The organism is Pelagicoccus sp. SDUM812005 (assembly GCF_031127875.1).
Taxonomy (GTDB): domain Bacteria; phylum Verrucomicrobiota; class Verrucomicrobiia; order Opitutales; family Opitutaceae; genus Pelagicoccus.
The window spans coordinates 1-1327 of sequence record NZ_JARXIA010000061.1 but is presented as its reverse complement, the minus strand read 5'-3'; the positions used below and the strand labels follow the sequence as shown (position 1 = coordinate 1327).

Sequence of the window (1327 nt, the reverse complement as noted above, 5' to 3'; positions counted from 1 at the left end):
TGCCAGTACGACGGCCAGTCTCCGAGGGCTCCGCAGAAGCTCGATCCCGAAGAGTTCCTCGGCTGGATCGCAAAGCAGGTCAAGCGCGTCGGCGAGATCCACACCTGCTACGAGGCCGGATGCTTCGGCTTCGTCCTGCATCGCAAGCTCGAGGCCATCGGCGTGAAGAACGTGGTGGTTCGCCCCCGTAACTGGGACGAGTACGGCTCGAAGGTGAAGACCGACTCTCGCGACGCCCGCGAGCTGTGCGGGTGCCTGGACCGCTACCTCGCCGGGAACAAGCGAGCGCTGTCCTCAGTGCGCGCGCCCACGCTCGAGCAGGAGCGCCAGCGAGCCCTGAGCAGGCAGCGCGACACGCTCGCCAAGGAGAAGAAGCGCCTGCAGAACGTAGGCGTCAGCGCTGGGATCTATCACGGCGTGGACATCCAGCCCGACTGGTGGAAGCCCAAGGTCTTCGAAGCGCTCAAGGAAAGTCTCCCGGACTACCTGCTAGCCATCCTCGCCCCCTACCAGGCTGTGCTCGAGACGCTTCATCGCCAGCTAAGGGAAGCGACCGCCCGCGAGGAACGAAAGGCGGCTCGAGAGCTTCCCGTCGGGCTGGGCGCCCTCACCGCGTCCGTCCTCGACCAGGAGTTCGTGGACTACTCTCGCTTCTCCAGTAGAGGCGAAGTATCCAGCTTTACAGGACTGTGCCCAAGCGAGTCCTCCAGTGGAGGCAAGAGGCTGCAGGGCAGCATAAGCAAGCACGGCAATCCGAGGATAAGGCATATGCTCATCGAAGCGGTCTGGCGGATGTTCAGCTTCCAGCCCAACTACAAGCCGATCCTCAAATGGAAGGAGAAGATGCGGGACGCCGTCCCCACTTCGGCCAAGAAAAAGAAGATGGCGGTCGCAATCGCTCGCGAATTCGCGGTGGATTGGTGGCGTATCCAGACGGGAGCGATCAAGCCCGAAGATGTGGGGTTGAAGGTAGGCTATCCCGCCTCCTACGCGGCTAAGGCTGCGCTCGAAGGCCGCGTATCCAAAATCTACGCATAGAAGGAACGGAATATACCCAACGACTTTTTGAACCACCTTTGCGGCGGGCCTGGCCGGACTGACCCCTGAGCTTTCGATGCTCGATATTAAAGATTGGTCGGCCCTCGCTCTTCCAGCTTCGATTGGATACATCAACTTGCGCTGTCGAAGCGGCGACACGCGCGGATAGCAGGTTATGAGAATGCCGGATCTGGCCCTCATCCTGCGGAAGAGACGCGACAAGGACACAACTCAACGCCTAAGACTTGGGGACGCTCGCCGCTCCCCAAACCCCAAGGCTTCCCCACCC

Annotated in this window: 1 protein-coding gene; it reads left to right on the top strand. The window is 61.4% G+C overall.

Annotated elements, in window-relative coordinates; genetic code table 11:
- The coding region (locus QEH57_RS24665) for a transposase (protein WP_309009475.1) at positions 1-1038 on the top strand (1038 nt) is incomplete at its 5' end.
- Positions 1039-1327: the final 289 nt, after the last annotated feature.